A 26,595-nucleotide genomic window follows, 5' to 3' on the forward strand; every position below is an offset into this window, starting at 1 on the left:
GTTAATATTAATAATTATAGCACGACTGTGAAAGGCTGAATACTGCAAAAAAGCCCCGCAATTGCGGAGCTTTTTGTATCTTTAATTATTTGGGCTTGAAAGTTGCGCAGTCTGTGTCCTGTGTATCTGAGGCTTGTGGTGGTTGGATTTCAATGGCTGATGCCAGGCATTGGTTACCGTTGTCCCAGTATTCGCAACTGTCAACCACACATTTTACCCTTGTAATGGGGGATGAATCTTTATGGGCGCGCTCCATAACATGACCTCCTTGTTAGTTTGTCTTACAGGTTTATTTTTTGCCGGGTTGATTTGTTTATACTGGAAAAACACAGGTAGCAGTAAGATAAGTTCCTAATATTTAATTAAGATGTTTGGACAAAACAGGTTTTAGAGAAGGTGTTGGTGAAATTGGCATATTGCTATCTTTTATTTGCTTCATGAAAGGATGTTGTTTGTGAGTAAACAGGAAGTATCAGAGATTACCAAAGCGTATCGGGCAGCCATAGCCGACCGGGCCACCTGGTTTTACCTTTTACTGCAGGCTGCAGAAGAGAAGGGCGTAAATACCGATGAATTGGCACAAAAAGCTATTTGGCAGTTTGGTGTGGAGAAAGGAAAACGGCTTGGGGAAATTAAAAATGCAGCTGATTTTGCAGCCGCATTGCAAAGTGGGTATGGCTGCGGGGCGTTTGCCATGGAAGCCCTAGAAGTGAGTCCCACAGCCAGCAGGTTGCGCTTTCATCATTGTGAACTGGTGGAGACGTGGCGTAAAAGAGGCTTGTCTGAGAAGGAGGTTTCCCGGCTTTGCCGTCTGGCCCGGTGGGGTGATTTGGGCATGGTCAGTAATTTTACCGGAATGACTTTGGAATTTCCCAGTGTGATTGCCGATGGCGATGATTATTGTGAGCTGTGCGTCCGCTACGAGGAAAATTAAAAACCCTCTGAGGAAATCCTCAGAGGGTAAGGCTATACTCTTTTAATGTCTATCCCGCCCATAACGGCCCGGGACTGAATTTTTAAGATTTTGGTGTTGTCTTTCTTGTCCTCGGGGGAGTAGCGGGCTGAGCCGATTATGCCGCCGCTGCCTTCACCAAAAAACTCCACTCCGCCTAATACGGCAAATCCGTCGGCTTCCACCGGCAGGTCGGCGGGAACCCGGATTTCGATGCCGCCCATGATGGCGGTGAGATCCAGGAAAGTTTCTCCTTCGGGAATAATGGCATGCCTCAGATCTAACTCAATGCCGCCCATAAATGCCAGGTAGGAACCGTTTTCCAGGTGCCAGGTGTTTTTCTTGCCTCGTTCCACACCACCCATAATGGCAGAGGTGGTTTTTCCGGAAACGGAGCGTCCCATAAAAAGGCTGATGCCAATGAGAATAATCAGTATGGGGAAGAAGAGTCGCAGTATGTCTCCCAGTCTGATGTCGGTGTATCCCAGGTTGTTGGCTAAAAGAATGGCGCCAACGATGATGGCAAAGACGGAGATGCCCTGGCCGGCCAGGTTACGGCTGCCGGTAAAGAGTGCGTTTAAACCCCAGAGAATCAGCAAAACCGGCCAGTACCTGAATATATTAATGTCTGTAAAATCCAGGTTGTTAAGTAGCAGTACGATACCGGCGGCGATGACGATAATGCCCCATAATGTTCTTGACTTGTCCGTTGTCATGATACAGCTCCTTTTAAAAATTTCTGGTATAAAATATTATGCACAGTAAAGGTTATTTCTTCCTTAATGTAAGAAATCCTGCAAAGGAGCATGCGTCCATCTTGTTTTGTCCCAGACCGACAGTTCCCAGGTCACCATCTGAACGTTCTTGTCGCGGTAAAAGGTTCTGAACAAATCTTTAATAACAGCATCTAAATCGGATAAAGCGGTACTGAGGTAGGTATAATTAGCAAGATGATATTGTCCTTTGTTTCTTATAATGAGAACCGTATGGGAATGGTGAAGGGGCAGTGTTGCCACCGTAAGAAGCCGGCAGGAAAAATGCTGCGAAACCGCCCAGTACAGTGCAGAATGGAACCCGTCACAATCATCCCTGAGGGGAGGATAGTTAAAAGCTCTGTCCCAACATGAAGCGGGAGAGTCTATGCTATCAAAGAGACGGCCCGGCCCGTCCTGAGTCCAGACAAAATTGTTGTGGAGAGCCCGCATTGTACCCTTTATTTCTGCTATGTTTTCCGGGATTTCAAAGTATTCACAGTGCAGCTCTTTAATTGAATGTTTATGTCTGAGGGCAGACCAAAGGTAACGGAAGTATTTAAACCACAGGGTGATGAGAATATTTATGATGGTATCACCTCCAGCTGTGTTACTATATAATATTCAATTCAGTCCCCGTAGTTTCTTACTGAATCCGGTAACGAAAGGAGTAAGGAAATGTTTTATGAAACATTGGCCCGTTATTATGATGATATTTTCCCGTCCGAACCTGCTAAGCTGACTTTTTTACACCGTGAGTTTCAGGTGGTTAGGGCAAATTCGGTACTGGATTTAGCCTGTGGAACTGGGACATATTCCATAGAGTTGGCGCTGTTGGGGTATAAAGCCTGGGGGACAGATTTAGAACCGGGTATGATTGAGCAGGCAAGGACAAAAGCGCAACAATTCGGCGTGGATGCCTCTTTTGCTGTGGGGGATATGCGCAAGCCGCAATCATTGGGACAGAAGTTTGATGGCCTGTTTTGTATTGGCAACTCGCTTGCGCACCTTACGGGCAGAAAGGAACTGCAGGAAACACTGCAGGCAATGTATGGCGTACTTGAGACACCCGGGGTGGCCGTTTTTCAGATTGTAAATTTTGACCGTATTCTGGCCCGGGGTGATACAGATTTGCCGCTTATTGAGCGCGAGCATTTACGTTTTACCCGCACATATCGCCCGCAAAGTGAAAATAAGCTAATTTTTGATTCCGTGCTGGAGCTGAAAATGGATGATGGTTCGGTAAAACGCCTGGATAACAGTGTAGAACTTCGACCTATCCGTCAGCAGGATTTAAAAAATGACATGGAAGCTGCCGGGTTTACTGACGTTAAAACCTTTGGCAACTTTAAGCGTGATAAGTATATTAGCCACGATTCGCCGGCTACAGTGATGGTGGCCAGGCACTAAAAAACGCTCCCTTGTGGGAGCGTTTTTCTTAGGCTACTTTATCAAACGTATCTTTTAAATGCTGAGCAGCAGGTTTTTGAGTAACAAGGGAGACAACGACCAGTACCACTGCACTGATAGGTAGTGCATAAATCAGCGGGTCGATATGGGTCCAGGGAAACGGCAGCAGGGTGGCACGGTCAAAGAGTCGTGATACAAGGCCGATGGCCACCGCTTCCTGTTCTTTGAGGAGAACGTAGCCCAGTCCGCTGATGAGGCTGCCGGAAATCGTGCTGGCCAGGGCGCCGGCTTTGGTGGCGGCGGGCCAGTACAGCGCTGCGGTCAATGTAGGCAGAAATGCAGCGGCACAGATGCCAAACCAGAATGCGGTGGCACGGGCTATTACGCCCGCCGGCAGAACATAGGCCAGTACCACGGCGGCCAAAAGGGATACCAGAACGCCTGCTTTGGCCCAGTGCCTGGTGCCAAACTGCGGAACGAGTTTGCCGGCCCCCAAGGTGTCTACCAAATCCCGGGCAAAGGCTGCGCCCTGGACGTGGAGAAGGGAGACCAGGGTTGACACTGCGGCGGATAAGAGAGAGAGCATAAAGAAATAGAGGAACCAGTTAGGCATAATCTGTGAAACGAAGATGGGTATGATGCGGTCCATGTTGCCTTCTGCAACCTGCAGGGCAATCTGCCCCTGGTTTTGTACGAAATAGAGGTTGCTAAGCGGTCCCACAATAAAGGCTGTGCCGGTCATAAAGAAGATAAATATGCCGCCCACCAAAATTGCCTGGTAAATTGATTTGGGCTGCTTTACCGTCATAAAACGCATGGTCAGCTGTGGTTGGGCCAGAACACCAATGCCAACTCCCAGCACCATGGTGGAAATAACGGTCCACCAGATACTGGAGCCAACGGCGGGCATAGCGGTCCATCCCCGGTGTCCCTGTTCGGTTAACGCTTCCGGCACCATGGAGGCCAGGGCGGAGAGGCCGGTGTGCCCGGGGATAATGCCCCCCACTGCGTTGTATGTGCTTAAAAGCAGTGCCGCCATGCCAATGAGCATGACTACGGCAAAAAAGGCATCGGTATACATTACACCGCGCAGGCCGCCGCTTACCACATAGATACCCACCAATACAGCCAGAATCAGCAGGCTGATGTTAAAGGGCATGGCCAGGGCGTCCTGGAGAAAGCGGGCTCCGCCAATGAGAATTGCGCTGGTGTAGGCCGGCATTAAAAGAAAGATTAAAAGTCCTGCGTAAGCGGTCAGCCCTTTGGACTGAAACCTGGTACCCAGCATGGAGGGAAATGTATCACAGTTTAAGTTACAGGACATACGGCGAATGCGCACGCCAAAAACTGCAAAAGCAATAAAGATTCCAACAAAGATTGTTAACACGGTGAGCCAGAGCAAAGAAAAGCCAAACAGGCCGGCAGCACCGCCAAAGCCAATAATGGCGGAGGTAGAGATAAACGCTGCGCCGTAAGACAGGGCCATTACCCAGGGATGCATACTGCGTCCCGCCACCATATAATCTGCATCGGTTTTGGTTTTTTTGTATCCCAGAGCCATAAGTCCGGTCATAATTGCCAGGTAGATCAAAATGACAATGGTTAAAGTAGTAATATTCATAAGATCCTCCTGTTTACTCCTCGTCCTCGTAATTCCAGTGCATTGCCCCATACACAACACAACCTACAGCGGAGCCGACAGAAAGGATCCAGGCTGCCGATACCCAGGCATCTACCATACCTAACATTTGCTTACACCTCCATTGGAATACTTTGAAAAACAAAAACTCTCCCGTCCAGAAAGGACGAGAGAGATCTCCCGCGGTACCACCTTTGTTGAATGCCAAATAGCATTCCGGCTTATTTCAGGTACGGACATATTTTTTATATATCGATACCCTATCCAGATAACGGTGGAGGCCGCCAGCGCCTACTTACGTTCAGCACGGAGCTCAGGGGTGAACCTCGATAACTCGTAACCGCCGGGCTTGCACCTTCCCCGGCTCGCTGAGGGTTCGTTTGTTATCCAACTTCCCCGTCATTGCTTAAAAGAAATATAATTGTCTTCTATTATAGTCAGTTACAGTTTGTCCTGTCAAGTGATTTCTTTGCCGAAAAAATGCTGCTTAACGGTTCTGGAAGCAGTTGCGGCAATAAACCGGGCGGTCGTTGGTGGGATTAAAGGGCACTTCTGTTTCCACGCCGCAATCGGAACAGGTCACAGCATACATGCGCCGTTCTCCACCGCTATTGCGCTGTTTACGGGCAGAGCGGCAGGACGGGCAGCGGGCCGGCTCATTTTCAAAACCTTTTTCCGCATAAAACTCCTGTTCCCCTGTTGTAAAGATGAAATCCTCTTTGCAGTCACGACATTCCAGTGTTTTGTCCGTGTACATACAAAAACCTCCTTTGTTGTGGTTCCCCTGACTTCTGAAACGTGGACTGGTAAATCTAACCGACCAACAAAGGAGTCTAGATTTCCCGAAACCCCACGGAAAAGCAGTGGTACTCATATTATACAATGTAACGGAAAAAAAAAGCAATAAAAATCGGTGAGAAACGTTGAATGTTTGGGATAATGTAAGTATCTGTATGCTCATAATGATAGCGCTTGTTTATCAAGTGAAAACCATTCTTGACAAAAAAACTCACTGTACGGGTTTATAACAAAAAATGAAGACCCTTGCGGGTCTTCAACTGCGGCTATTGCATCGGCGCCTGGTTGGGGTTGGCAAACGATGGAGGAGTGGGGAAGGGATGCTCAAAGAACTTGCCTGGTGTGGAAAGGTCAAAGTAGAGGCGTGAATCTTCCGTGACACCGAAATCCTTGTTGGATCCATCGTTTTGCACCTTATTCAAAGCTTCCCTGAACAAGGCGTTGTGGGCCTCTTCCCGATTGAGAAGAAAATCAATAGTTTCCCGTACACCCTTGTCATTAATCTGACGGTATAGGTACTCATAGACGACTTTAGCCCTTTGCTCCGCAGCGATGTTGGACAGAATATCTGCCGGCAGGTCGCCGGTGCAGTTTACGTATACCCCGGTCCAGGGAAAGCCGGATGCGTCGGTATAAAGGGGAGCCAACCCACCCAGAACATGAGCCTGGATACTGCCGCCGGACATGGCGTCAGCTTCCAAATCATGGCCGTTTAACATATTAATCATGGTGGCCACCATTTCCATATGGCTCAGTTCTTCAGCACCGATATCCAAAAACAGGTCTTTAATTTCCTGGTCCTTAATACGGAAGCTTTGGGCGATGTATTGCAAACCGGCTTTTAACTCACCGTTTGAACCGCCCAGCTGCTCCTGCAGCATAGCCGCATATTGCGGGTTGGGCGCATCTACCTTAACCGGATGAAGCATGGGCTTTTCATGCTTAAACATTTCATTCCCCCTCGATAAATTTTCGGGTCAGTTATAGGATTTGCTTTGCACAGCAGAGTATGAGTGGCAATATATTAATAAAAATTGAAAAAAAGTCTGTTTTTGCGCTATAATGGTTTCAAACGTCTAAGTATGGGAAGTGAAAAGATGCATGTCCGTAAAACTTTGGAGCAAATTATCACATTTCGTCCGGCGCATCTTACTCTAATTGATCCGGCCAAGCAGCCGGCGGACAGAGCGGGCGAAGTTGCCGCCACCGCAGATGAGTTGGGAACAGACGGATTTTTAATCGGCGGCTCCAGCGGCATTAATCAGGCTAATTTATCCGCCACCGTAAATGCAGTGAAAAAAGTTACGGAAAAACCGGTGATATTTTTCCCCGGACAGGATAAAGCATATAGCTTAACATTTGATGCCACGCTCTTTATTTCATTATTAAATTCACGCAATGTCCGTTATGTTGTGGGCGTGCATGCTGAAAGTGCCATGTTGATTAAGCAGTTAAATATTGAGGTGCTGCCCACCGGTTATCTTGTTATCGCACCGGGCATGAGTGTGGGCGAAGTGGGAGAGGCAAACCTCATCGACCGGGATGACCAATGGACAGTCTGCGGCTATGCCGCTGCAGCTCAACTAATGGGCTTTAAGTATCTTTATCTGGAAAGCGGCAGCGGTTCACCGGTCTCGGTTCCGCCGGAAATGGTCAAAGCGGTAAAAGACACGGTGGAGATGCCGGTTATTGTGGGCGGAGGTATTCGCACCGCTGCGGTGGCCCGGCAGCTTTTGGAGGCAGGGGCCGATATTTTGGTGACGGGCACAGTTGTGGAGAGGCATGAATATAAGCAGCGTTTATCTGAAATCCTGGCGGTGCTGCAGCGATGAAGAGAAAAATTACCAGGCATCAGGTTCCCGGACCGAAAAATTCGCTGTACTACTGGACAAGTTATGTTAATCCCCTGCGGGTCTGCTTTAATTTCGCCGTAATCTTTATGTGCCGTTTCATTCCCTCATTGCGTCTGAAAAATTTCCTCTACCGCATGGTGGGGATAAAAATCGGCAAGGATGTATCGGTGGGGTTAATGGTAATGTTTGATGTGTTTTTTCCCCAGCTCATAACGGTGGGTGATAACAGTGTTATCGGCTACAACACCACAATTTTGGCCCATGAGTTTATGGTGCGCCAGTGGGCCACCGGAGAAGTGGTCATCGGCCGCGATGTAATGATTGGAGCCAACAGCACCGTACTGGCCGGTGTTACCGTGGGCGATGAAGCCACCGTTTCGGCACATTCTTTGGTGAATCATGATATCATGCCCGCCACCTTTGTGGGCGGTGTGCCGGCAAAAGAGATCCCGGTCTCAGAGCCCTTAGAGGAAGAGCAAAATAACACAAACCTTCATAATTTAAAAAAACGGAGCAGCGTTTAGGCTAGGCTCCGTTTTTTGGTGCTTATAAGTAAATAATTATACCCGCCACCGCGGAAATGGCCAATACCACAATGGGATGGAGCTTGGTAAAAATCAGTAGGGCAAACGCTGCCAGGCCGAAAATTACTGAGATGTAGTCAGTAATGGCGGTGCCGGCCACATAGATGGCGGCGCCGGCAATCAAAGCGATGACGGCAGGGCGCAGGCCGCCAAATGCGGCCTGAACCCAACGGTTTTCATAGAAGCGGTTAATCATTTTTGCTGCTAAGACCATCAGGACTAAGGAAGGGGTAACCACGCCGGCGGTGGCAAAAGCGGCGCCCCAGATTCCGGCGGTCTGATAACCGATAAATGTGGCAGAATTAATGGCCACGGGACCCGGTGTCATCTCGGCAATGGCGATGATATCCACAAATTCTGTCTGGGTCAGCCAGCCGTAGTTTTCAATGATTTCCTTTTGAATTAAAGGCAGCATCACATAACCGCCGCCAATGCTGAACATACCGATTTTTAAAAACGCCATATAAAGCTGCAATATAATCATGACTCATTATCCTCCCCATCCTGCTCTGTGCTCAAATAAGACAGCAGCAGTCCACTGCCGGCACCCAATACAATAACCGCCACGGGATGGACGTTAAAAGCCGAGGAAAGGATTAGAAAGGCCAGGGCAAAAATTATTTGTGTCCGGCTTTTTAGGACCGGCTTGCCGATTTTAAGAACCGCCGCAGCAATGAGAGCGGCAACAGCAGGGCGGATACCGGCAAAAGCAGCGGCCACCACCGGTATTTCTGTATAGCGGGCAAAAAAGATAGCTATGGTTAAAATGACGATAAACGAGGGCAGTACCGCCCCCAGCATGGAAGCCACCGCTCCGGGGTAGCCATGAAGTTTGCAGCCGATAAAGATAGCCGAGTTGATGGCCACCGCTCCGGGGGAGGACTGGGCTACCGCCAGGACGTCCACAAATTCGTCTTCATGCAGCCAGCCATGGGTCTCAACCACTTCCCGTTTAATGATGGGCAGCATTGCATACCCGCCGCCAAAAGTGGTGGCGCCTATTTTAAAGAATGTGCTAAACAGTTGAAAGTAAGGATTTTGCTTCATAAAATACCTCTTTTTCATAACCGGGTATTCCGGGACATATTATTATAAATGAAAGGGGGTCTGCCTGATGCGTGTCACCTTTTATTTTACGCCTAAAGTAGACAGAAGAGCAAGGATTCTTATCTGCCTGGTGCTGATTCTGGCAGCGGTTCTGTTGCTGCAAACGGTTCTGGGGCGCAGCAGTACAGCGATGGTGTCAGGTTTGCCTCTGACAGGTAAAACCATTGTCATCGACCCGGGGCACGGAGGTTATGACCCTGGAGTAGCAAGCAATAATATCACAGAAAAAGTGGTGGCGCTGGGCATCTCGGTGGCATTGCGCGATTATTTGCAGTCTGCCGGCGCCCGCGTGGTAATGACACGGGAAACGGACCGGGACCTGTTGGTGCTGCCCACCGCCGGCCCCAAAAAGAATCAGGACATGAAAAACAGGTTGAAAATTATAGAGGATGCAAATCCGGACCTGTTAATCAGCGTCCATGCCAATGCCATTTCTGCCCCGCGCTGGCGGGGCGCCCAGGTCTTTTACAGGGGGGACTGTGAAGCCTCCCGGATGTTGGCTCAACTGCTTCAGCAGGAATTAATCCGTGTTTTGGAAAATACCAACCGCAAGGCTAAACCGGGTGATTATCTGGTCTTAAATAAATCAAAAGTGCCCGGTGCCATGGTGGAAACCGGTTTTATCTCAAATCCCGAAGAAGCCGGTCTGTTGAGTGACCCCCACTACCAATCCAAGGTGGCCTGGGCCATGTATGTGGCTATCAATCAGTATCTGGATACGACACAATAACTCCCGAGGGAGTTATTTTTTTTCGTACCTGTTTCCCTTTGGTCCATTAACAAAACATTAAAAACAAGCCTTGCTGACAGTTTATCAAAATATTGAATTGCTTAACAATAAAAAAATCCGCTATGATGATGTAAAGGAAAACATTTCCGGAAATAATAAGTGATGTTTAACTGTATAAAGGAGGTTTATGTTGTGGGTAAAGTTGTTCATGCCGGAATTTATCCTCATCCGCCCATCATTGTTCCGGAAGTTGGCGGAAAAGAGGCCGAAAAAGTCTCCGCAACCGTAGACGCCATGGAGGAGATGGCCCGACGGGTGAAGGGAAGCGGCGCCGATACTTTGGTGGTAATTTCGCCGCACGGACCTGTTTTCCGTGATGCGGTGGCCATGTTGGCAGAGAGCACGCTAAGCGGATCGTTGGCACGGTTTGGGGCACCCAATGTAGAGCTTAAGTATCATAACGATAAACATCTGCTGGAAGCCATTGAGGTGGAAGCAGACCGGGCCGGTATCCGCACAGCCAAAATAACAGAACGAAAAGCCACAGCTTACGGAGTGCAGGCGGTTTTGGATCACGGTGCAATGGTCCCTCTCTACTTTTTACATAAAGAAGGGGTCCGCATGCCTATGGTACACATTACTTTTGGTATGCTGCCGGCAAAACAATTATTTGCCTTTGGACAAATTATCGGCAAAGTCCTGCAGCGCATCAACCGGAGGGCGGCAGTGGTTATAAGCGGCGACCTTTCCCACCGGTTAACCGAGGATGCACCGGGGGGATATTCCCCTGATGGGCAGGAATTTGACCGAAAGCTTGTTGATCTGCTATCCGACTATGATGTGCCGGCGGTCTTGTCCATTAACCACTCCCTGCTGGAGAGTGCCGGGGAATGCGGCTATCGCTCCATTTTAATCGGTCTGGGAATACTGGACGGCAAAGCTGTGCAACCGGAGATTCTCTCTTATGAAGGGACTTTCGGGGTGGGCTATCTGGTGGCCGATTTGACGCCGGGGGTGGCGCGCAAAAAAGAACAGACAACCCCGGGCGAAAGTGAGCACGTCCGCCTGGCCAGGAAAACACTGGAGACCTTTGTGCGGGAAAAAGAAATAATTCCTCCACCCCAAGATACTCCTTTGCGCAAAGAGAAAGCCGGCGTTTTTGTCTCTTTAAAAATAGATGGCCAGCTGCGTGGCTGCATTGGTACCATTGAGCCGGTACAGAAGAATCTGGCAGAGGAAATCATTGAAAATGCCATTTCCGCCGGATTTTATGATCCGCGGTTTAAGCCTGTCACAGAAGAAGAACTGCCCCGCCTTGAGTATTCGGTGGACGTGCTTTCTGAACCGGAAGAGGTTTCGGGACCCAATGACCTGGACCCGAAAAAATACGGTGTCATTGTCCAAAGCGGTGGTCGCAAGGGGCTGCTTTTGCCTGATCTGGAAGGAGTGGAAACGGTGGAGCACCAGCTAAGCATTGCTTTGCAAAAAGCCGGTATTTCCCCCGGTGAAAAGTATAGCATTTATCGTTTCCACGTAAAACGCCACAGTCAGGGGGCCTAGTTATGCATGAAGCGCTTTTTTATAAAAAGAAAAGGCCGGGAGTGCACTGTGAACTCTGCCCGCAGTTTTGCCGCTTAAAAAACGGGGAGTTAGGTGTTTGCGGCGTACGGCAGGAAGAGGAGGGGAAGCTGTATTCCTTAAATTACGGCATCTGTGCCGGGATGGCGCTGGACCCCATTGAGAAAAAACCGCTGTACCATTATCAGCCCGGCCGCCAGGTGTTTTCTGTGGGAACTTTGGGTTGTAACCTGGGCTGCGGTTTTTGCCAGAACTGGCATCTGGCCAGAAAAGCGCCCGGTGTACAGACAGTCCGGCTTACCCCCAAGCAGCTTGTAGCCCGCCTTGATGAAGCCGCGGCGCAAAATCCGGTGGGTATGGCCTATACCTATTCGGAGCCGGGAATGTGGTTTGAATATGTTTTGGATACTGCAAAGCTGGTCCGGGAAAAGGGATTAAAAAATATTATGGTCACCAATGGTTTTCTTAACGAAGAGCCCCTTATTCATTTGCTCCCCTTAATTGATGCTTTCAATATTGATGTGAAAGCTTTCCGTGATGAATACTATCGTGAACACTGCAAAGGGCGTCTGGAGCCTGTGCTGCGTTATGTGGAAATCGCCGCCCAATCCGCCCATGTTGAGCTGACCTATCTGGTGGTTCCCACGCTAAATGACCGGGAAGAAGATATCCGCCGCTTCACCGATTGGGTGGCAGGGATTAACCCCGCCATCCCCGTTCACTTTTCCCGTTACTATCCTCAGCATGAATTTAAGCTGCCGCCCACCCCCGTTGAGGTCATGGAGCATATCCGCAGCGTGGCCCTGGAGAAATTAAACTATGTGTATCTGGGTAATCTGCCGGGAAGCGAGGCTGCCAATACTTTTTGCCCGCAATGCGGAAAAGAGGTTGTCAGCCGTGACGGCTACCGGGTAGAAAACCTTCTGCAAGCCGGCAATTGTGCCCAGTGCGGCTGGAATATTGAAGTGCATGAAGAATAATATCATTTTTTCTCCTCCCTGCGGCATACTATTTTTCAGGGGAAGACTTGCCTGAGTACAAGGTTTGCGGGAGGAGAGCTGTTTTTTGGACATGATGGTGTTTCTGCAACAAGTAAATGCCCGGCTGCAGGATTTTGTGGGCGGACCGGTGATGATTGTGGCCATTATTTCCACCGGACTGTATCTGACACTGCGCTCGGACTTTTTGCAAGTGCGGCGTTTCGGTGCGGTGCTGCAGGAAACGGTGCTTGGCCTTTTAAAGTCGGAAAAGAGCAGTAAAGGAGATATCAGTCCGTTTCAGGCTCTGACCACAGCTCTGGCCGCCACCATAGGCACCGGCAATATTGCCGGGGTGGCCACCGCCATTACTCTGGGTGGCCCCGGAGCCATCTTTTGGATGTGGGTCTCGGCCTTTTTTGGCATGGTGACCAAGTATGCCGAAGTTGTGCTGGCCGTTCATTACCGGCAGACCAATCCGGAAGGTGCCGTGGTGGGCGGGCCCATGTATTTTCTGGAGCATGGCCTGAAAATGCGCATTCTGGCGGTTCTCTTTGCCCTGTTTGGATCTCTGGCCGCTTTTGGCATCGGCAATATGGTTCAGGCCAATTCTGTAGCTGATGCCATGAACCAGGCTTTTGCTATCCCGCCGCTGGCCACCGGCCTTATTCTCGCTGCGGCTACCGCTGTGGTGATTCTGGGCGGCATCCGCCGTGTGGCGGCCATAACAGCTAAAATTGTTCCCTTAATGGCTGCATTTTATATGATAGGTGCCCTGGTGATTATCGTCCTTTCCATAGAGCAGGTGCCCGCCGCTTTTGCAGCCATCATCGGCAACGCTTTTACCGGCCGAGCCGCCGTTGGCGGTTTTGCGGGAGCCACAATTTTGCAGGCTATTCGTTTTGGCGTGGCCCGGGGCATCTTTACCAACGAAGCGGGACTGGGCAGCGCCTCCATTGCCCACGCCGCCGCCCGCACCGACCATCCTGCCCGACAGGGTCTGTGGGGTATTTTTGAAGTGTTTTTTGATACCCATGTGGTATGTACCATCACCGCAGTTACCATTCTGGTGACCGGTGTCTGGACCGAAGGTCTGGAAGGTGCAGCGCTCACCACCGCAGCTTTTAACCAGGGCCTGCCTGGTCCCGGCGGCTACATTGTGGCCATTGGCCTGGTGTTTTTCTCTTTTTCCACCTTGGTGGCCTGGTCTTTTTACGGCGAGAAATGCTTTGAGTATTTGGCGGGCAGCCGCTTGGTCTATGTTTACCGGTTGGTCTGGATTCCCCTGATACCCATTGGAGCCATAGGGGGGTTGCGGGCGGTCTGGGCTCTGGCCGATACCCTAAACGGCCTGATGGCTGTTCCCAACCTCATTGGGTTATGGGGGCTAAGCGGTATTGTCATGGGGCTTACCCGTGACTTTTTCCGGAAGCGGTAAGCCTGTTTTTTATTCTTTAAAATATAGGAACCACTGATACTTTTCGGGTACCCGGGGCAGGTTTTTTGCTCTATTTGGCGAATTAAACTGAAGATTGTGTTTTAATTCTTTAAATCAGGAGGTGAGGATGGTGGAGCGGGTTATGCAGCTGCTGACTGTGTTAAGTTGGCGCGATATTTTGGATATTGTCCTTGTTACATTCATTTTCTATAAAGCCATTATCCTCATCCGGGGGACCCGGGCCGAGCAGTTGGTTAAAGGCCTGGCTGTGCTGCTTATTGCCACGGTGTTAAGCGGTCAGCTGGGGCTGGCTACCTTTAACTGGGTTCTGGAATCGGTGATGACCATCGGTTTGGTGGCCATTCCCATTGTTTTTCAGCCGGAGCTTCGGCGCGGTTTGGAAACTCTGGGCCGCGGCAAGATATTTACCCGCAGCAGTTATCTCTACGGTGAAAAAGATTTCGAACCGATGCTCGATGAGCTGATTAAAGCCATTCAGGTACTGGTGAAAAAGAAGCTGGGCGCCCTCATTGTGTTGGAGAGGGAGACAGGCCTAAATGAATTTATTGAAACCGGCATTTCCATTGACGGGCAAATCAGTGCGGAACTTTTGATTAACATCTTTTTATCCCGCAGCCCCTTGCATGACGGCGCTGCCATTATCCGCGGCAACCGCCTGATGGCCGCCGGTTGCTATCTGCCCCTTACGGAAAATCCTAATCTCAGCAAGGAGCTGGGCACCCGGCACCGCGCCGCCTTAGGAGTTTCTGAACACTCCGATGCGGTGGCCATTATTGTTTCTGAGGAAACGGGTGTTGTCTCTCTGACCACCAATGGTAAGCTGACCCGCTACCTGGATGAAAAAACACTGAAGCAGATGCTTATTAACCTGTGTAAGCCGCCATCCAATACGCTCAGCTTCTGGCAATGGAGGTCGACGGAATCATGATGGATCGCCTCCTGAAAAACAACACTGTCGTAAAAGTATTTGCTTTCTTTCTGGCGCTAATGCTGTGGCTTTATGTTTCCGGCGAGCGGGCGCTGCCCGATGCTACCCTGCCGGTTCGCAACGTACCCCTTAATTACCGCAATCTTGATGATCAGTTGGCGATAATGCAAATTCCTGAAGAAATAGACGTTGTTTTGCGCGGACGGCCCAATATTCTGCAGGATCTTACACCGCAAAGCCTTAACGTTTATGTGGATCTGCAGGACCTGGGAGAGGGCCGGCACAGTCTGACTCCCCGGGCGGAGGTGCCCCGCGGTGTGCATGTCAGTGTCTTTAATCCCTCGCAGGTGCAGGTGGAGTTGGAGGAAGTGGAATCACCTCAGGAAAATGTTGTCCTGGAGATTATCGGCACGCCGGATCCCGGCTTTGTGATGGGAGAGCCGCGCATCATTCCCGATTCTGTCTTTGTGCGCGGGCCGCGGTCAGTATTGGCTGAAGTGGACCGGGTACTGGCAATTATTAATGTGGATGGTGCAGACGGCGACCGGGTACAGATGGTCCCGGTGCGCGCCATTGATACTATGGGTCAGGAAGTAGAAGGCGTGGTGGTAAATCCCGGCATGGTGGAAGTGATGATCCCCTTCTCCGAGCCGCAAAAAACAGTTCCCATCCGGGTACCTATGGACGGAGAGCCGGCAGAGGGCTATCAGGTAAAAAGGACCAATCTGCAACCCGCTGAAGTGACTATACAGGGGTCGGAAGAAAACATTGCCGCAATTGATGAAGTTGTTACGGAGCGGGTTGATATCACCGATGCTTCGGACAAACTAACCTTTGAGCTTTCGCTGATACCGCCGGAAGGGGTGGAGCTGCTTTATGACGGCCCTGTAAACGCGGAAATAGAAATAGACCAGGAGTAGCATTTGTCAGAAATCAACAGGTATGCTATACTAAGATGATTTTGTCTGCAACACCGGGGACGGTTCTTGCTGTTGCACAGCGGGAGCCGTCCTATAGTATGCAGGCATTTCTAATAGTACCTAAAGAGGTCCTGTAGCATATGATGGCTAATGAGTCCGTGCTGATGACTACCGGGATAAAGGGGTGATGATTATCGACAGCTGCATAGCGAAGCGCCAGAACACGTGTTTTGCGTGTTGACGAGGGGGAGGTTTATCGAATTTTTCGGCGGATGCCTCCCGGCCTGCCACGGCCGTAAGGAACCTACAAAACCGATGAGTGATCAGCGGGACAAAGGGGTTTGCAGTGGCTTATTTGTGTTTGCAATAAAAAGAAAATTATTTCGTTCCTCTATGTTTATTGACGCTGCATTACAAATACTAAGGTGAAATCATTTTTGCAGTGTAACAGTGTGTCATCGAAAGGAGATTCATAAATGGGAAAAATGTTTGGCACAGACGGAATCCGCGGTGTTGCCAACCGGGAACTGACGCCGGAAATTGCTTATAAAATGGGCAGAGTAGCCGGATATGTACTGGCAAAGAATAATAACGGCGGCAATGATTTTATTATTGCCCGTGATACCCGGGTTTCCGGGCAAATGCTGGAAGGTGCCCTGGTTGCCGGCCTTACTTCGGTAGGAGTTAATGTGCATCTTGCGGGAGTGATTTCCACTCCGGCTGCAGCTTACCTTACCAAAGAGTTGGATGGTTGCGGCGGTGTAATGATCTCCGCCTCCCATAACGCCTATCCGGATAACGGTATTAAATTTTTTAGTGCCGACGGTTTTAAGCTCCCTGACAGAGTAGAGGAAGAAATGGAAACCCTTTACTTTCAGGAAGTTGATAACCTGCCGCGCCCGGAAGCCGGTGATGTTGGCCGGGTTTGCCATGACACTACCGCGGAGGAGCGCTACCTTAAATATCTTTTATCTACTGTGCCTTGTCGTTTTGACGGCATTAAAATTGTCCTGGACTGTGCCAACGGCGCAGCATTTCGCCTGGGGCCCCAGGCATTTCAAACCCTTGGTGCAGACGTAATTGCAATTAATGACGCTCCCGACGGGGTTAACATCAATCATAACTGCGGCTCTACCTATCCGGAAGCCATTGGTCAGGCTATCCGCGAAAACAACGCTCAGCTTGGTTTTACATTTGACGGGGATGCCGATCGGGTTTTAGCCGTTGATGAAGCAGGAAACCTGGTAGACGGTGATGCCATTATGACCATCTTAGCCATGTCCCTTAAGGAAAAAGGGCTTCTGAAAAATAATGCGGTGGTTGCCACTGTGATGAGTAACTTAGGTCTGGAGAAAGCTGCACAGGCGCAGGATTTCAAACTGCTGCGCACAAAAGTAGGTGACCGCTACGTTCTGGAGCAAATGCAGGCGGGGGGCTATTGTATCGGCGGAGAACAATCCGGCCATATCATTTTGTTGGATTACAACACCACCGGTGACGGTGTGTTAACTGCTCTGCAACTGGCTGCAGTGGTAGCAGAAAAAAATCAGTCCCTGTCCCAGCTTGCTTCTCACTTTACCCGTTATCCTCAGGTCTTGGTAAATTGCCGTGTTGGCTCCCGCGAAGGTTGGGATACAAACAGCCGCATCAAACAGGCAATGCAGGATGTGGAAGAAAAACTGGCGGGCCGGGGCCGGTTGCTGGTACGCCCCTCGGGAACTGAGCCTTTAATCCGTGTGATGCTTGAGGGTCAGGATGAAGAAGAGTTGAATGTGATGGCAAACGGCCTGGCGGAGATTATTAAAGAAGAACAGGCTTAAGCATTGCCAAACTATCAGGGAGGGGATGCCTGCCTATAATTACATTTAAAGCGCCTGAACACGTATTTTAGTGTTGACGAGGAGGAGGTTTATCGAAGTTTTCGGCGGATGCCTCCCGGTCTGCCACGACCGTAAGGAAACCTACAAAACCGTTGAGTGATCGGCGGGACAAAGGGGTTTCCGGTGGCTTATTTCTGTTTGTAACAAACCCCTGTTTTCGGGATTAAAAATAAGTCGGCGCAGACCGCGCCTGCTAAAGGAGATTCATAAACAATGTGTGGAATTGTTGGCTATATCGGGGGGCAGCAAGCCTACCCCATTTTAATAGAGGGCTTATCAAAGCTGGAGTACCGTGGATATGATTCTGCAGGGGTAGCACTGCTGGATGACAGTGGCGTTGAAATTATCAAGTCGGTGGGTCGCCTACAGAATCTGGAAGAGAAAGTTGGTAATGAAGTGCCGGCCGGCACCATGGGAATCGGCCACACCCGGTGGGCAACCCACGGCCGTCCCTGTGATGAAAATGCTCATCCCCACAGTGACTGCTCCGGCCAATATGTGGTTATACACAACGGAATTATCGAAAACTATCATGCACTGCGGGAGTGGCTTACTTCCGTGGGTCATACTTTCCGTTCTGAAACAGATACGGAAGTGTTGGCTCATCTGGTGGAGCATTACTTCCAGGGCGATTTAAAACAAACGGTGCGTCAGGTTCTGGAGAAAGTGACCGGCTCTTATGGTATTGTTGTTATGAGTGAAAGGGATCCCGATCGCCTGATTTGTGCCCGTAAAGACAGTCCGCTTATCATCGGGCTGGGAGATGGTGAAAATTTTATTGCCTCCGACATCCCCGCCCTGCTGAAATATACCCGGGATACCATTATCCTGGAAGACGGTGAACTGGCGGAAGTAACCCGGGACAGTGTTGTTGTGGAAGGCAGTGACGGAAAGCAGCTGCAAAAAGAAATTTACCATGTTAAATGGGATGCTGTGGCAGCTGAAAAAGAAGGCTATGACCATTTCATGCTCAAGGAAATTCATGAGCAGCCCAAAGCAATTCGTGATACCCTGCGGGGTCGGCTCACCGAGGGCGGTTTGGTAAACCTGGCAGAACTAAATCTGGCTGAAGACCAAATCTGGCAACTGCGAAAAATTGTGATGGTTGCCTGCGGGACTGCGTATCATGCCGGTTTGGTAGGCAAATATGTCTTTGAAAACCTCCTGCGTCTCCCGGTGGAGGTAGACGTGGCCTCAGAATTTCGCTACCGCGATCCGCTGCTGGGGGAAGATACCCTGGTGGTTGTTATCAGCCAGTCCGGTGAAACAGCCGATACGCTGGCGGCCATGCGTCTTGCCAGGCAAAAGGGAAGCCCTGTGGTGGCCATCACCAATGTAGTGGGCAGTACCGTTTCCCGTGAAGCGGACCGGGTACTCTATACCTGGGCAGGCCCGGAAATTGCGGTGGCATCCACAAAAGCTTATACCACTCAGTTGGTTGTTCTCTACCTTCTGGCTCTGCAGTTGGGCCAGACCGCAGGGATTGTGGCGGAAGAAGAGATAAAAAACATGACTGAGGCTCTGCAAAACATTCCTGCTGATGTGGAACGCATACTGGAGCAGGAAGAATCCGTTAAAGACTTTGCCAACCATATTAAAGATTGGGAACATGCCTTTTTTATCGGACGTGGCCTTGATTACGCCGTAGCGTTGGAAGGCTCCCTTAAGTTAAAGGAGATTTCCTATATTCATGCCGAAGCATATGCCGCCGGTGAGCTAAAGCATGGCACACTGGCTTTGATTACCGAAAACATCCCCATAATCGCTTTGGCTACCCAACCTGCACTATACGAAAAGATGTGGAGTAACATTAAGGAAGTAAAGGCCCGCGATGCCTATGTTTTTGGGATAGTTACCGCAGGGGACGATGAAACCGAAAAAGAAGTAGATGTAATCTTTGCAATACCAAAAACTATTCCGATTCTTTCTCCAATCCTCTCTGTGATTCCTTTACAGTTAATTTCCTACCATGCATCGGTTTTGCGTGGTTGCGATGTTGATAAACCCAGGAATCTGGCAAAATCGGTAACAGTGGAATAAAAAGTAAGGAGGCAGAGATATGCTAAAACCGGAAAACTTTTTTGAGCTTCAGGATAGTCCCTTTGCATCTCTCTTCAATGATTGTCAGTATGTATGGGACGCATTAAAAAAGCTCCCTGAATATATTAAAACAACAGTTAAAGGTAATGTGGCAGATATCCGTCAGGGCCAGACTTTTATTAACAAAACGGTGGTCCTTTATGAAGGCCGGGTTTTAGAGAGCGGGTTTGCCATCGACACATCGGGTAAGAAGCCTCAGGTACTAATAGACGGTGCAGTACTGGCAGGAGCCAGTATCATCTATGCGGGCTCAGTTTTAATGGATGACCTTATTTATATCGGACAGGGAACCGTGGTAGAATCCGGTGCCTACATTAGCGGCCCCACCTATATCGGCAATAATACCGAGGTTCGGCAAGGAGCCTATATCCGCGGCCAGGTCCTGGTGGGGGATAACTGTGTGGTGGGCCATACCACGGAAATTAAATCCTCCGTTATGCTGGGAGGAAGCAAAGCAGGGCACTTTGCCTATATCGGCGACAGTATTCTGGGTAAGGTTAACCTGGGTGCCGGCACAAAAATTGCCAACCTGAAGATTACCGGTTCGGCAGTAAAAGTCAGCGCCGCAGGTGTCAGCCATGAAACGGGACTGAGAAAATTTGGGGCCATCCTCGGTGATGGAGTAGAAACGGGCTGTAACAGCGTTACAACCCCCGGTACCCTGCTTAGTAAAAATGTCCTTCTTTACCCCAACAGTACCGCCCGGGGATATTATCCTGCCCAAAAGATTGTAAAATCAAAAAATGTCCAGGAAATACTGGACTTCGACTTCGCTTAAGCCATGAAACAGATTGTGGATGTCCTAAAGGACAGTGGCCCGCTGACGGGAAAGGAACTCTTAAGGGCAGTGCCCATGGAAGACCTTTCCCTTTGGGCGGCCTGCCGCCGCTCAGAGCAGATTTTCAGCCGTATCGTGGGAAGACGCTACCTCAGGCTTGACATGCGGGTGGATGAATATGCCCGTCTGTCTCCCTCAATTATGCGGGAGTTCTATAATTATACTGTTTTGGGTACAGCAGACCAGGTACAAGAAGTTGAAGCCAGGGCAGAAGAACTGCAAATTGAGTTGGCGCGGATAAGCAGAGAGAAATTTTCTCTGGCACAAAAATCCATGGAGCAGTTGGTGGACGGTCTGGAATGTAGGGAGCAGATAAAAAACTCTGCTGCTTTCATGATAGCTGGAGATGTGGTTTACGGCATGGCCCATGTGGAGCCCCGCCCAGAAATCTCCACGGGGGAACTGGTTAAAGGATCGGATCTGGATATTATAGTGGTGGTGGAGGGTTTGCCTGAAAAAGAGGTGGCAGTTTTGGATGCTGCCATCCAACGGGAAAAATACCGTTTGTTGACGAGCCCGGCATGGAGGGAAGAGATTGATTCCATTATCAAGGATACCGCCAGGGTCCGGGAGCAATTGAAATTTCAGGATTTTAAAGCCATGGTGGCCAGTAAAATTCTGCACGAAGCGGATTTTCTTTGGGGCAGCCATGACATTTTTGGCCGTATTAAAGAGATGGTTAAGCAAAGCGGCATTCCGGAAAAAATCAGGGCCATGGAAGAAAAAGCCGTGGAGAACCGCAAGGCAGCAGAAGAATGTCTCCTGCAGTCTCCCCCCAGCCTTTCCCGGGATGAGGCTATGAAGCTATTTTTAACCACAGAAGAAAAAGAGGAGATATTTTAACAGGGAGGATGATTCAATGAAAATTATTGTTGTTGAGGATTACCGGGAGATGAGCAAGAAGGCTGCCGACATTGTGGCCAGTCAGGTAATCTTAAAAAATGATTCGGTTCTGGGTTTGGCCACCGGATCTACCCCGGAAGGAATGTACAGCCGTCTGGTAGAGATGCACCGGGAAGGAACGCTGGATTTTAGCAGCATTCAGTCCTTTAACCTGGATGAATATCTGGGCCTGGATCCCGAGCATTCCCAAAGCTACCACCATTATATGCATCATCATCTCTTCAACCATATCAATACCGACCCCAACAATGTACATATTCCCTGGGGTCAGGCAAGTGATATGGCGGCTTACTGCCGGAACTACGATCAACAAATTGCCGCTGCCGGCGGCATCGACCTGCAGGTTCTGGGCATCGGAGGAAACGGACATATCGGTTTTAATGAGCCCGATGAGTTTTTAAGCGCCGGCACTCATGTGGTAGACTTAACCGAAGAAACGGTGGAAGCCAACAGCCGCTTTTTTGCTTCCCGGGATGAAGTCCCTAAAAAAGCCGTCACCATGGGTATGGGCTCAATCATGAAAGCAAAAAAGATCCTGCTTCTGGCCAGCGGCAAAGGAAAGGCTCAGGCCATAAAAGATACGGTAAGCGGCAACGTCTCCACCCGGGTGCCCGCTTCTTTTCTCCAGCTCCATGGGGACGTAACGTTAATTCTCGATGAAGAAGCGGCGGCATTATTACCCTAGATTTCTACTACCCTGCAGATTTGCGGGGTTTATTTTATTGTATTTCGTTATATTTGACGATTTTAAATAATTTAATAGCTTCTATTTTTGAGAAGGACTTATCTTAAAATTTAGAATAGAAAAATTATTTGTAATTATCAGAAAATTGTGTTATAATCTGTTCAGATTTTATTAACAGACTATTACAGAGTGGAGGGGTGAGGCAGTTTAGGTATCATTTGGGGTTAGGTAAAGTTGGGCAGAACTTTATTTAAAGGGAGGAATTCGTAGATGATCAATCGTCCGGACGGAGCAGAACAACCATTTTTGCAAGCGGGTATTTTTAAGATTCGTGTACCTGGTATTCATTACCAGTGGTCTTGGCCGGAATTTTTCCAGGCAATGATAATGTTTGTTACCAGCTTGGGTATGATTCCGTTGCTGACAGCCCATTTGGGTTTGCCGTATGAAATTGCACTTACTTATGTATTTATTTGTGGTATCGGGTTTATGTTACCGACGTTTTTGGGGGACCCTCTGGTTCCAGGTTGGATTACGCCGGCTATCCCGGTGGTAGTATTATTCCTTGGCAACTTTGAGCCGGGGCCGGAAGCAATTCGTGCCTTGTTTGCCCTACAGTTTATTGTGGCCTTTATCTTTATGTTTTTGGGCCTGACTAAGTTAGGTGGCAAGCTGGTTGAATTGGTACCCGTTTCTATGAAGGCCGGGATTCTCATTGGTGCCGGTATTGCAGCCATCATGGGTGAGTTTGAAGTGGGCGGCAATGTGGGCCGTTTGGCCGCAACCCCTTATTCAATTATCGCCGGGACAGGTGTTGCTCTATATCTGATATTCTCTGAGTCTTTTAAAGAATGGCGTAAGTCTAACAAGTTTGCCAAGGCATTGGCTAACTATGGTATGGTTCCCGCTTTAGTGGTGGCCATGTTTATTGGTTGGATGGTCAGCGAATACCCGCTACCGGACATTCAGATGGGGATTACCAATATGGCATTTTCCGAGTACTTCAATTACCTGCCCTTTGCCGTTGGTTTCCCGGGACTGGATATCTTCCTCTTTGCGGTACCCACCGCCATTATCGCCTATATTATTGCTTTTGGTGATATTATTGTGGGACATACGCTGATTCGCCGGGCTGATGATTTCAGACAGGACGAGAAGATTGATCTGGACATTAACCGGACTCACATCATTACCTCTATCCGTAACTTTATGCACGCTTTCCTGGCTCCCTATCCGGGGTTGGCCGGTCCCATCTGGACTGCGGTAACTGCGGTTGTGGCCGAGCGTTATAAATTCGGTCGCAAGGCAATGGATTCCATCTACAGTGGTGCAGGTACTTTCTGGATTGCCGGTTTTATTGCCCTGTTTATTCTGCCGCTGGTAAGTATTTTCCAGCCGGTGCTGCCCATTGCTTTGTCGCTGACGCTGATGATTACCGGGTTCTTGTGCATCATGGTGGGAACAGAAATTATTGAGTCCCAGGCACAGCGCGGTGTGGCCGGACTGATGGCCGTTGTACTTGCTGTCTACGGTGCAGGCTGGGGATTGTTGGCCGGTATAGCCCTCTACTTCCTCATTGAGAAGAAATACTCTGCCCAGGAAGTGGAAGTTACTGAAACTCAGGTTGAGAAAAACCTCAACACACAGGTGCAAGTTTCCAGCAGCCAGTCTTTGGGCGAATAAGTCCGACAGTAACACTAAATCAAAGAGAACTCGCTTTGCAAAAGAGCGAGTTCTCTTTTGTTCTACCGGTAGGAAATTATAACGCTTCGCAATTTGCGAAGCTGCTAAGGAAACCGGTATTGAAAGCACGCGTTGAGGGAACCGAATAAGCGTGCCTTTCTTACCAAAAAAGCATACTCAATAAACAACTTTTTTGTTAAAATGAAACTTACAGCTTAAAAGCAGCTTTTGTTTTGGGAAAGGTGGAACTGTATTTTGGAAACTTCATTGCCTGTAAATACCCTTAGTATATTTCTTTCTGCCTTGCCGCTTATTGCCATTACGGTAGCTTTGTTGCGCATGCGGTGGTCTCTATTGCACGCCGCGCTGCTGACATGTTTTCTGGCGTTTGTACTGGCGCCTTCTTTTTTCGGTGTGGGCGCTGCCATGCTCTTGTCCATGACGGGAAAAGGTGTTGCGTTTACTCTGTTTATCGGCATTATCCTGATTACCGCTATTTTGTTTTATAATCTGCTAACAGAGTTGGGCATCATGGAGGCCATGGGCAAACGGCTGTTGTTTCTAAAAGGCCGGCCTTTGCTCCAAGTGCTGTTTTTGGCCTGGTGTTTTGCCGGGTTTATGGAAGGATTTATTGGTTTTGGTATCCCCGTTGTGCTGGTGGCGCCTTTTTTAATAATCGGCGGCCTATCACCGTTTATGGCGGTGGCACTGACCCTGGTGGGACATGCCTGGGCTGTTACCTACGGAACGCTGGGTGTGGCCCTGTTTACATTGGCCCTTGCCTCCCGTATTCCTGTTGCGGAGCTATCGTTTGCTCTGGCGGCCCAATTTACTTTGATGTTTACCCTAACCGGTTTCATTGTTGCTCATTTGTATCACGGCTGGCAAGGCGTGCGAGAAGGAACGGTGTACATTCTGGTGGCGGGGGTGGTGGCGGGTTTGGTGTTTTATGCCAGTGCCTATGCAAATGTCCCGCAGCTCTCCGCTTTGCTGGGGGGACTGGCCGGTGCGGGTGCACTGCTGTTGGTGGATGCTTTTTTGCCTGACAATCCTAAAAAGACAGAGGAGCCGGCAGGAGGCGAGGCAGAATTCTCTGTGTTTGATACATTTGCGCCGTATGGTTTTTTGTGTGTAGCAGCAATTCTATTTCAGGCTAATCCGATTCGTGATACGTTAGACACTGTGGGTTTTTCTTTTTCCTTTACTGAAGCCTCCACCGCCTTAGGTTTTCTTGTTCCTGCGGAGCCGGAATTTGTGCGTATCAGTCTGCGGCATCCAGGGACGGCCATTTTCCTGGCCACGCTTTTTACCTTTATTTTGTACCGTTGTCGCGGAAATTGTGCGCCGGTATTTCCGGTGGGTGTGTTTAAAAGGACCATAAGCCTGGCCGCCCCTGCCATAATCACCTTGCTGGTTTTGGTAACTACGGCTATGATTATGAATGATTCGGGGATGACCACCATTCTTGCTTTGGGAGTATCCCGTGCTGCGGGACCATTTTACCCGGTGCTGGCCCCGTTTTTTGGATTGCTGGGCACTTTTCTCACCGGCTCCAATACCAATTCCAATTTGCTGTTTGGCCTTTTTCAGCATCAGGCAGCCCTTAACCTTGGCTTTGCGCCCACTTTGCTGGTGGCCAGCCACACTGCAGCCGCATCTGTGGCCAGCTCCATTGCCCCGGCCAAAATCCTTTTGGGCACATCGGCCATTGGTAACAACGGGGATGAGCAGACACTGTTAGCCCGCACTCTACCATACTGTCTGTTTTTAACTATTGCTGCCGGTTTGGCAACCTATATTTTTTAAGAAAAACAACAGGCATTCCCATGCCTGTTGTTGGATTTTAGTTGTTCTTTTTTGTTTTGGCATAAATTGCAAGCATTTTTTCAAGAGCGATTTCTGCCGTGATCTCTTGGTTGCCAGAAGCTTTTGGTTGGCTGGGCTCTTCTTGCACCAGCTCAGGTTCCGGTGCTGGTGCCTGTTGTGGAATCTCCGGTTGCGAAACTTCCCCAGCGTCCGGGATAGGTTGCTGAGGCTGGTCTATAGCTTCTGCACCTACGGAGTCTTCCTGGGCAGGTTGTTGTAAAGGTGCTTCTTGCTGGACGGTAGTTTTATTTTCTTTTTCATAAAAGGAAGTGGTCGAATATACTCTGCGTCTCACAGGGTTAACCTCCCTTCATGATGTTTTGATACATGGTGATTTTCTTAAAAAGAATGTAAATTTCTTTGCTATCTGCTTGACAAATTTCCGAAAGCCTTTTGGCTTTGTCTGCCGGGTCGGCAGTTTGATAGTATTTCATGTCCCTGGTAATTTCAGTAATTAATTTTTGGTACAACGTGATTTCATTAGGGTTAAGCAAGTCTTCCAGGCGCTGGACCGGTTTATGGGGCCGGGAATACATACCGCCCTGGTCCTGGTACGGTTCCCGCCAGGAATGTCCGTTTGTACATTCGCAATAAACGTTTACCGCCATACTGATAGTAAAAATATTTGCATCACCACATACTTTGCAGGTTACTTTTTTATCGCTTACTGATGCCAATGATTTTAACTCCTCTCGCAACCTCTATGGGCTCAAAGCATTGATTGCCGACCCAGAGGATTCCGTCGTCGTCAATTTTAATTTCCAGATCAAGGCCTTCCATATTAAACTTCTCAACGTAGTATGGTGATACCAAGAGAAAAATGGAGTTAATTTGCTGAGTGTTGAGATCTTTGACATCGGCCAGATTAGCCTGATTTGAAGCGTTTACAAGTATATTAAATGATTGCCCGGTTTTAGGGTTATTTTTTTTATTACAGCATTTGCTCATATCCT

General features: G+C 49.2%; 29 protein-coding genes and 1 other annotated feature. Of the genes, 17 read left to right on the forward strand and 12 right to left on the reverse strand.

All coding sequences use genetic code 11. The features are described from left to right. Nucleotides 1–85: 85 nt before the first annotated feature. The gene (locus DEALDRAFT_RS16350; protein ID WP_008514020.1) at nucleotides 86–256 is read right to left on the reverse strand and encodes a DUF1540 domain-containing protein; all 171 of its coding nucleotides are present in this window, start codon (nucleotides 254–256) and stop codon (nucleotides 86–88) included. A gap of 198 nt (nucleotides 257–454) precedes the next feature. On the opposite strand from DEALDRAFT_RS16350, the gene DEALDRAFT_RS01070 reads away from it, so the two are divergent. After that, complete coding sequence (locus DEALDRAFT_RS01070) at nucleotides 455–934, forward strand: L-2-amino-thiazoline-4-carboxylic acid hydrolase (protein ID WP_008514022.1); 480 nt, start codon at nucleotides 455–457, stop codon at nucleotides 932–934. Between the two features lie 32 nt (nucleotides 935–966). Here the strand turns inward: DEALDRAFT_RS01070 and DEALDRAFT_RS15720 are convergent, their stop codons facing one another. Together DEALDRAFT_RS15720 and DEALDRAFT_RS01080 are read right to left on the reverse strand one after the other, a co-directional pair. After that, on the reverse strand, nucleotides 967–1,668 hold the full coding sequence (locus DEALDRAFT_RS15720; protein ID WP_008514024.1) for a LiaF domain-containing protein: 702 nt from the start codon (nucleotides 1,666–1,668) through the stop codon (nucleotides 967–969). Between the two features lie 63 nt (nucleotides 1,669–1,731). After that, on the reverse strand, nucleotides 1,732–2,157 hold the full coding sequence (locus DEALDRAFT_RS01080; RefSeq protein ID WP_008514026.1) for a hypothetical protein: 426 nt from the start codon (nucleotides 2,155–2,157) through the stop codon (nucleotides 1,732–1,734). A 225-nt stretch (nucleotides 2,158–2,382) separates the two neighbouring features. On the opposite strand from DEALDRAFT_RS01080, the gene DEALDRAFT_RS01085 reads away from it, so the two are divergent. Continuing rightward, a complete protein-coding gene (locus DEALDRAFT_RS01085; protein WP_008514027.1) occupies nucleotides 2,383–3,114 on the forward strand; it encodes a class I SAM-dependent methyltransferase in 732 nt (243 codons plus the stop codon). 28 nt (nucleotides 3,115–3,142) lie between these two features. Here DEALDRAFT_RS01085 and DEALDRAFT_RS01090 read toward each other — a convergent pair whose 3' ends face one another. From DEALDRAFT_RS01090 to DEALDRAFT_RS01100, 4 genes are all read right to left on the reverse strand, one after another. Then, entirely contained in the window at nucleotides 3,143–4,735 is a 1,593-nt protein-coding gene (locus DEALDRAFT_RS01090) for a sodium:solute symporter family protein (protein WP_008514029.1), read from the reverse strand. Between the two features lie 13 nt (nucleotides 4,736–4,748). Then, complete coding sequence (locus DEALDRAFT_RS17520) at nucleotides 4,749–4,862, reverse strand: symporter small accessory protein (RefSeq protein WP_008514031.1); 114 nt, start codon at nucleotides 4,860–4,862, stop codon at nucleotides 4,749–4,751. 50 nt (nucleotides 4,863–4,912) lie between these two features. Beyond that, nucleotides 4,913–5,165: a binding site (T-box leader), on the reverse strand. A 75-nt stretch (nucleotides 5,166–5,240) separates the two neighbouring features. Continuing rightward, nucleotides 5,241–5,510, reverse strand: a complete 270-nt coding sequence (locus DEALDRAFT_RS01095) for a zinc-ribbon domain containing protein (protein ID WP_008514033.1) — start codon at nucleotides 5,508–5,510, stop codon at nucleotides 5,241–5,243. A 307-nt stretch (nucleotides 5,511–5,817) separates the two neighbouring features. Then, nucleotides 5,818–6,501, reverse strand: coding sequence for a manganese catalase family protein (locus tag DEALDRAFT_RS01100; RefSeq protein ID WP_008514035.1), 684 nt, complete (start codon nucleotides 6,499–6,501; stop codon nucleotides 5,818–5,820). Between the two features lie 147 nt (nucleotides 6,502–6,648). Between DEALDRAFT_RS01100 and DEALDRAFT_RS01105 the strand changes: the two genes are divergently transcribed. Then, nucleotides 6,649–7,383, forward strand: coding sequence for a geranylgeranylglyceryl/heptaprenylglyceryl phosphate synthase (locus DEALDRAFT_RS01105; protein WP_008514037.1), 735 nt, complete (start codon nucleotides 6,649–6,651; stop codon nucleotides 7,381–7,383). Next, the gene (locus DEALDRAFT_RS01110) at nucleotides 7,380–7,928 is read left to right on the forward strand and encodes an acyltransferase (RefSeq protein WP_008514040.1); all 549 of its coding nucleotides are present in this window, start codon (nucleotides 7,380–7,382) and stop codon (nucleotides 7,926–7,928) included. The genes DEALDRAFT_RS01105 and DEALDRAFT_RS01110 overlap by 4 nt, the downstream gene beginning before the upstream one ends. Before the next feature lie 22 nt (nucleotides 7,929–7,950). On the opposite strand, the gene DEALDRAFT_RS01115 is transcribed toward DEALDRAFT_RS01110, so the two are convergent. Next, complete coding sequence (locus tag DEALDRAFT_RS01115; RefSeq protein ID WP_008514043.1) at nucleotides 7,951–8,472, reverse strand: chromate transporter; 522 nt, start codon at nucleotides 8,470–8,472, stop codon at nucleotides 7,951–7,953. Next, nucleotides 8,469–9,035, reverse strand: a complete 567-nt coding sequence (locus DEALDRAFT_RS01120; protein WP_008514045.1) for a chromate transporter — start codon at nucleotides 9,033–9,035, stop codon at nucleotides 8,469–8,471. Before DEALDRAFT_RS01120 ends, DEALDRAFT_RS01115 begins: the two co-directional genes overlap by 4 nt. 67 nt (nucleotides 9,036–9,102) lie before the next feature. On the opposite strand from DEALDRAFT_RS01120, the gene DEALDRAFT_RS01125 reads away from it, so the two are divergent. The 13 genes from DEALDRAFT_RS01125 to DEALDRAFT_RS01185 all read left to right on the forward strand — a co-directional run bounded on the left by DEALDRAFT_RS01125 (nucleotide 9,103) and on the right by DEALDRAFT_RS01185 (nucleotide 25,582). Next, the gene (locus tag DEALDRAFT_RS01125) at nucleotides 9,103–9,825 is read left to right on the forward strand and encodes an N-acetylmuramoyl-L-alanine amidase (protein WP_008514046.1); all 723 of its coding nucleotides are present in this window, start codon (nucleotides 9,103–9,105) and stop codon (nucleotides 9,823–9,825) included. Between the two features lie 192 nt (nucleotides 9,826–10,017). Continuing rightward, complete coding sequence (gene amrA / locus DEALDRAFT_RS01130; RefSeq protein WP_008514048.1) at nucleotides 10,018–11,385, forward strand: AmmeMemoRadiSam system protein A; 1,368 nt, start codon at nucleotides 10,018–10,020, stop codon at nucleotides 11,383–11,385. Nucleotides 11,386–11,387: 2 nt separating this feature from the next. Next, complete coding sequence (gene amrS / locus DEALDRAFT_RS01135) at nucleotides 11,388–12,383, forward strand: AmmeMemoRadiSam system radical SAM enzyme (protein ID WP_008514049.1); 996 nt, start codon at nucleotides 11,388–11,390, stop codon at nucleotides 12,381–12,383. 94 nt (nucleotides 12,384–12,477) lie between these two features. Then, nucleotides 12,478–13,818: an alanine/glycine:cation symporter family protein gene (locus tag DEALDRAFT_RS01140; protein ID WP_040378297.1), complete on the forward strand. Its 1,341-nt coding sequence runs from the start codon at nucleotides 12,478–12,480 to the stop codon at nucleotides 13,816–13,818. A 127-nt stretch (nucleotides 13,819–13,945) separates the two neighbouring features. Continuing rightward, nucleotides 13,946–14,767 carry a diadenylate cyclase CdaA gene (gene cdaA, locus DEALDRAFT_RS01145; RefSeq protein WP_008514053.1) on the forward strand — a complete coding sequence of 274 codons (822 nt, stop codon included), beginning with the start codon at nucleotides 13,946–13,948 and terminating at the stop codon, nucleotides 14,765–14,767. After that, the gene (locus DEALDRAFT_RS01150) at nucleotides 14,764–15,687 is read left to right on the forward strand and encodes a CdaR family protein (protein WP_008514055.1); all 924 of its coding nucleotides are present in this window, start codon (nucleotides 14,764–14,766) and stop codon (nucleotides 15,685–15,687) included. Before cdaA ends, DEALDRAFT_RS01150 begins: the two co-directional genes overlap by 4 nt. A 476-nt stretch (nucleotides 15,688–16,163) precedes the next feature. Further along, nucleotides 16,164–17,507 carry a phosphoglucosamine mutase gene (glmM, locus tag DEALDRAFT_RS01155; protein ID WP_008514056.1) on the forward strand — a complete coding sequence of 448 codons (1,344 nt, stop codon included), beginning with the start codon at nucleotides 16,164–16,166 and terminating at the stop codon, nucleotides 17,505–17,507. Nucleotides 17,508–17,780: 273 nt separating this feature from the next. Further along, nucleotides 17,781–19,607 (forward strand): glutamine--fructose-6-phosphate transaminase (isomerizing), encoded by a 1,827-nt coding sequence (gene glmS / locus DEALDRAFT_RS01160; RefSeq protein ID WP_008514057.1) that lies wholly within the window; start codon nucleotides 17,781–17,783, stop codon nucleotides 19,605–19,607. A gap of 19 nt (nucleotides 19,608–19,626) precedes the next feature. Beyond that, nucleotides 19,627–20,445, forward strand: coding sequence for an LbetaH domain-containing protein (locus tag DEALDRAFT_RS01165; RefSeq protein ID WP_008514059.1), 819 nt, complete (start codon nucleotides 19,627–19,629; stop codon nucleotides 20,443–20,445). A gap of 3 nt (nucleotides 20,446–20,448) precedes the next feature. Next, complete coding sequence (locus tag DEALDRAFT_RS01170) at nucleotides 20,449–21,348, forward strand: hypothetical protein (protein ID WP_008514061.1); 900 nt, start codon at nucleotides 20,449–20,451, stop codon at nucleotides 21,346–21,348. Nucleotides 21,349–21,364: 16 nt separating this feature from the next. Then, the gene (gene nagB / locus DEALDRAFT_RS01175; RefSeq protein WP_008514062.1) at nucleotides 21,365–22,093 is read left to right on the forward strand and encodes a glucosamine-6-phosphate deaminase; all 729 of its coding nucleotides are present in this window, start codon (nucleotides 21,365–21,367) and stop codon (nucleotides 22,091–22,093) included. Nucleotides 22,094–22,363: 270 nt separating this feature from the next. Continuing rightward, a complete protein-coding gene (locus DEALDRAFT_RS01180; protein ID WP_008514063.1) occupies nucleotides 22,364–23,776 on the forward strand; it encodes a solute carrier family 23 protein in 1,413 nt (470 codons plus the stop codon). 255 nt (nucleotides 23,777–24,031) lie between these two features. Then, nucleotides 24,032–25,582 carry an L-lactate permease gene (locus DEALDRAFT_RS01185; protein ID WP_008514064.1) on the forward strand — a complete coding sequence of 517 codons (1,551 nt, stop codon included), beginning with the start codon at nucleotides 24,032–24,034 and terminating at the stop codon, nucleotides 25,580–25,582. Between the two features lie 37 nt (nucleotides 25,583–25,619). Here the strand turns inward: DEALDRAFT_RS01185 and DEALDRAFT_RS01190 are convergent, their stop codons facing one another. Genes DEALDRAFT_RS01190 through DEALDRAFT_RS01200 form a run of 3 tightly spaced genes read right to left on the reverse strand, consistent with a single transcriptional unit; the run spans nucleotide 25,620 to nucleotide 26,590 of the window. Beyond that, complete coding sequence (locus tag DEALDRAFT_RS01190) at nucleotides 25,620–25,937, reverse strand: hypothetical protein (RefSeq protein WP_008514065.1); 318 nt, start codon at nucleotides 25,935–25,937, stop codon at nucleotides 25,620–25,622. Nucleotides 25,938–25,941: 4 nt separating this feature from the next. Next, nucleotides 25,942–26,319, reverse strand: coding sequence for a hypothetical protein (locus DEALDRAFT_RS01195; RefSeq protein ID WP_008514066.1), 378 nt, complete (start codon nucleotides 26,317–26,319; stop codon nucleotides 25,942–25,944). Next, nucleotides 26,300–26,590: a hypothetical protein gene (locus DEALDRAFT_RS01200; protein ID WP_008514067.1), complete on the reverse strand. Its 291-nt coding sequence runs from the start codon at nucleotides 26,588–26,590 to the stop codon at nucleotides 26,300–26,302. The genes DEALDRAFT_RS01195 and DEALDRAFT_RS01200 overlap by 20 nt, the downstream gene beginning before the upstream one ends. Nucleotides 26,591–26,595: the final 5 nt, after the last annotated feature.

The organism is Dethiobacter alkaliphilus AHT 1 (assembly GCF_000174415.1).
GTDB classification, from domain to species: Bacteria; Bacillota; Dethiobacteria; order Dethiobacterales; family Dethiobacteraceae; genus Dethiobacter; species Dethiobacter alkaliphilus.